The following is a 2,986-nucleotide window of genomic DNA, read 5'->3' on the forward strand; positions in this document are numbered from 1 at the left end:
TCTCGCCCGACCGGTCACACGCCCTGATCGCCCTGGTGGCGCTGGACAGCGTGGCGCCCGCGCCCCCGGGCCGGCTGCGGCTGCGTGGCCTCGACCCGCAGCGGCACTACCGGATCCGGCCGGTGACAGCCGGCCGTCCGCCCGCCCGGCGCTGGATGCCGTCGTGGTGGGACACCGATGTCGTGCTCAGCGGGGCGGCCCTGGCGTACACCGGGCTTGCTTTTCCCTACCTGCGACCCGACCAGGCGGTTCTCTGCCGCATCGAAGCGACGGAAGGAGCGCGCGCGCAACCCTGAACAACTCCCGGCGAAGGAGAGACATGGCCATCAGCACGACGCGGGCCCCGGCCAAGACCGGGCCCGCGACCCACGGCAAGTCCAAGAAACGCGACGACACGCGCCTGGCGCTGTTGTTCATCCTTCCCGCGCTGATCGGCTTTCTCGTCTTCATGGTCTGGCCGACCCTCCGCGGCATCTATCTCAGCTTCACCAAGTTCAACCTGCTGACCCCGCCCGAGTTCAACGGCCTCGACAACTACATCCGGATGGTCCAGGACCCGGTGTTCTGGAACGCCCTCAAGGTCACCGTCTACTACGTCTTCGTCAACATCCTGATCCAGACGATCGTCGCGCTGGTGATCGCGGTGATGATGCAGCGGCTCACCAAGCGCACCTGGCTGCGGGGCATCGTGCTCACGCCGTACCTGGTGTCCAATGTGGTCGCCGCGATGGTGTTCCTGTGGATCCTGGACTACCAGCTCGGCATCGGGAACACCGTGATCGCCTGGCTGGGCATGGACCGGATCCCGTTCCTCACCTCCGAAGCGTGGGTCATCCCGACGATCGCGCTGATCAACGTGTGGCGGCACGTCGGCTACACGGCGCTGCTCATCTTCGCCGGGCTGCAGACCATTCCGGAGACCATGTACGAGGCCGGCCGGGTGGACGGCGCGAGTGAGGTGCGGATGTTCCGCAGCATCACCGTGCCACTGCTGCGCCCGGTGCTCGCCCTGGTGCTGATCATCACCGTGGTCGGATCGTTCCAGGTCTTCGACACGGTCGCGGTCATCACCCGCGGCGGCCCGGTCGACTCGTCGCGAGTGCTGCAGTACTACATCTATGACGTCGCCTTCGGTCGCTTCCAGTTCGGCTACGCCTCCGCCATGTCGGTGGCGCTGCTGCTCGTGCTCGTCGTCATCACCTTCATCCAGTACCGGGTCACCCGGGCCGACACGACCGACCTGAACTGAGGAGGGGACATGGCAACCACCACGACACCGCCCCCGACCAAGGTCGGCGCGCCGGCGGCGGCAGAGCGGACCGTCGAGCCGCCCGAGACCCGGAAGTTCAGCATCGGCCGGGCACTGGCCTGGGCCTTCATGATCATTGTCATCCTGATCAGCCTGCTCCCGTTCTACTGGATGCTGCGCACCGCGCTGTCCAGCAACAACGCCCTCTACGCCGGCAGCGACAGCCTGCTGCCGGTGGACACCTCGTCCGGTGGGTTCGCGCGGGTCTTCGGCCAGCAGACCGGTCAGGAGGCGATCGACGCCGGCGGCGCCGGGCAGCCGATCAACTTCTGGCGCTACCTGTTCAACTCCATCGTGGTCGCCACGCTGGTCACCGTCGGGCAGGTCTTCTTCTCGGCGATGGCCGCGTACGCCTTCGCCCGCCTGCAGTGGAAGCACCGCGAGAAGTGGTTCGCGTTCTTCCTCGGCGGCCTGATGATCCCGGCCATCTTCACGCTGCTGCCCAACTTCGTGCTGATCAAGCAGCTCGGGCTGGTCGACACGCTGCTCGGCATCGCCCTGCCGACGATGCTGATGACCCCGTTCGCCGTCTTCTTCCTGCGCCAGTTCTTCCTCGGCATCTCCACCGAGGTCGAGGAGGCGGCGCTGATCGACGGCGCGTCCAAGGTCCGGGTGTTCTTCCGGCTGATCATGCCGATGTCGGTCGCGCCGATCACCACGCTGGCGATCCTGACCTACATCAGCGCGTGGAACGAGTACTTCTGGGCCCTGATGGTCAGCTACACCGACAAGTCGCGGGTGCTCACCGTGGCGCTGGGCGTGTTCAAGTCGCAGACACCACAGAGCGGACCGGACTGGGCCGGCCTGATGGCCGCCACCTTGGTCGCGGCGCTGCCGATGCTGCTGCTTTTCATGTTCTTCGCCAAACGGATCGTCAACTCCATCGGCTTCAGCGGGATCAAGTGAGGAGGCCGCCATGCTGAAGAAACTCAAACTCGGCGCGAGCGCGCTGACTCTCGGCCTGCTGGCCGCCTGCGGCGGCACCGGTGCGGGCGGCACGGTCGGCGTCATCGAGTACTGGCTGTGGGACTCCGGGCAGCAGCCCGGATATCAGAAGTGCGCGGACGAGTTCGCCAAGGCGAACCCGGGGCTGAGCGTACGGATCTCGCAGTACGGCTGGGACTCGTACTGGTCGAAGCTCACCGCCGGCTTCATCGCCGACAGCGCGCCGGACGTCTTCACCGACCACCTCTCGAAGTTCGCGCAGTTCGTCGATCTCGACGTGCTGCGGCCGCTGGACGAGCTCGGCCCGACCGCCGACATCCAGGACGGCGACTACCAGGAGGGCCTGGCCGAGCTGTGGAAGGGCCAGGACGGCAAGCGGTACGGGGCGCCGAAGGACTGGGACACCATCGCCCTGTTCTACTCCAAGGATCAGCTGAAAGCGGCCGGCGTCGACGAGTCCGAGCTGCAGGATCTCGCCTGGAACCCACAGGACGGCGGCACCTTCGAGAAGCTCGTGGCGCACATGACCGTCGACGCCACCGGCAAGCGCGGGGACGATCCGGGCTTCGACAAGAACAACGTGAAGACCTACGGGTTCGCCTCCGACGGCGCGGGCGGCGGCGGCTGGGGCCAGACCCAGTGGTCGTCCTTCACCGGCAGCGCAGGGTGGCAGGCCACCGACAAGAACCCGTGGGGCTCCAAGTTCAACCTCGACCAGCCGGCGTTCCAGGA

4 protein-coding genes are annotated in these 2,986 nt (G+C 66.8%); all 4 read left to right on the forward strand.

Features of this window, described 5'->3' with window-relative positions; translation table 11 throughout:
- On the forward strand, window positions 1-296 hold a 296-nt coding region (locus AB0M20_RS35395; RefSeq protein WP_364304871.1), incomplete at its 5' end, for a GH36 C-terminal domain-containing protein.
- A 23-nt stretch (window positions 297-319) separates the two neighbouring features.
- Window positions 320-1,249 (forward strand): sugar ABC transporter permease, encoded by a 930-nt coding sequence (locus tag AB0M20_RS35400; protein WP_364304873.1) that lies wholly within the window; start codon window positions 320-322, stop codon window positions 1,247-1,249.
- A 9-nt stretch (window positions 1,250-1,258) separates the two neighbouring features.
- Window positions 1,259-2,215 carry a carbohydrate ABC transporter permease gene (locus AB0M20_RS35405; protein ID WP_364304875.1) on the forward strand — a complete coding sequence of 319 codons (957 nt, stop codon included), beginning with the start codon at window positions 1,259-1,261 and terminating at the stop codon, window positions 2,213-2,215.
- 10 nt (window positions 2,216-2,225) lie between these two features.
- On the forward strand, window positions 2,226-2,986 hold a 761-nt coding region (locus tag AB0M20_RS35410; protein ID WP_364304877.1), incomplete at its 3' end, for an extracellular solute-binding protein.

Source organism: Actinoplanes sp. NPDC051633, from assembly GCF_040681735.1.
Classification (GTDB): domain Bacteria; phylum Actinomycetota; class Actinomycetes; order Mycobacteriales; family Micromonosporaceae; genus Actinoplanes.

Coding starts and splice junctions, on each gene's coding strand:
- AB0M20_RS35400 (WP_364304873.1), top strand. CDS start 320: ATGGCCATCAGCACGACGCGGGCCCCGGCCAAGACCGGGCCCGCGACC.
- AB0M20_RS35405 (WP_364304875.1), top strand. CDS start 1,259: ATGGCAACCACCACGACACCGCCCCCGACCAAGGTCGGCGCGCCGGCG.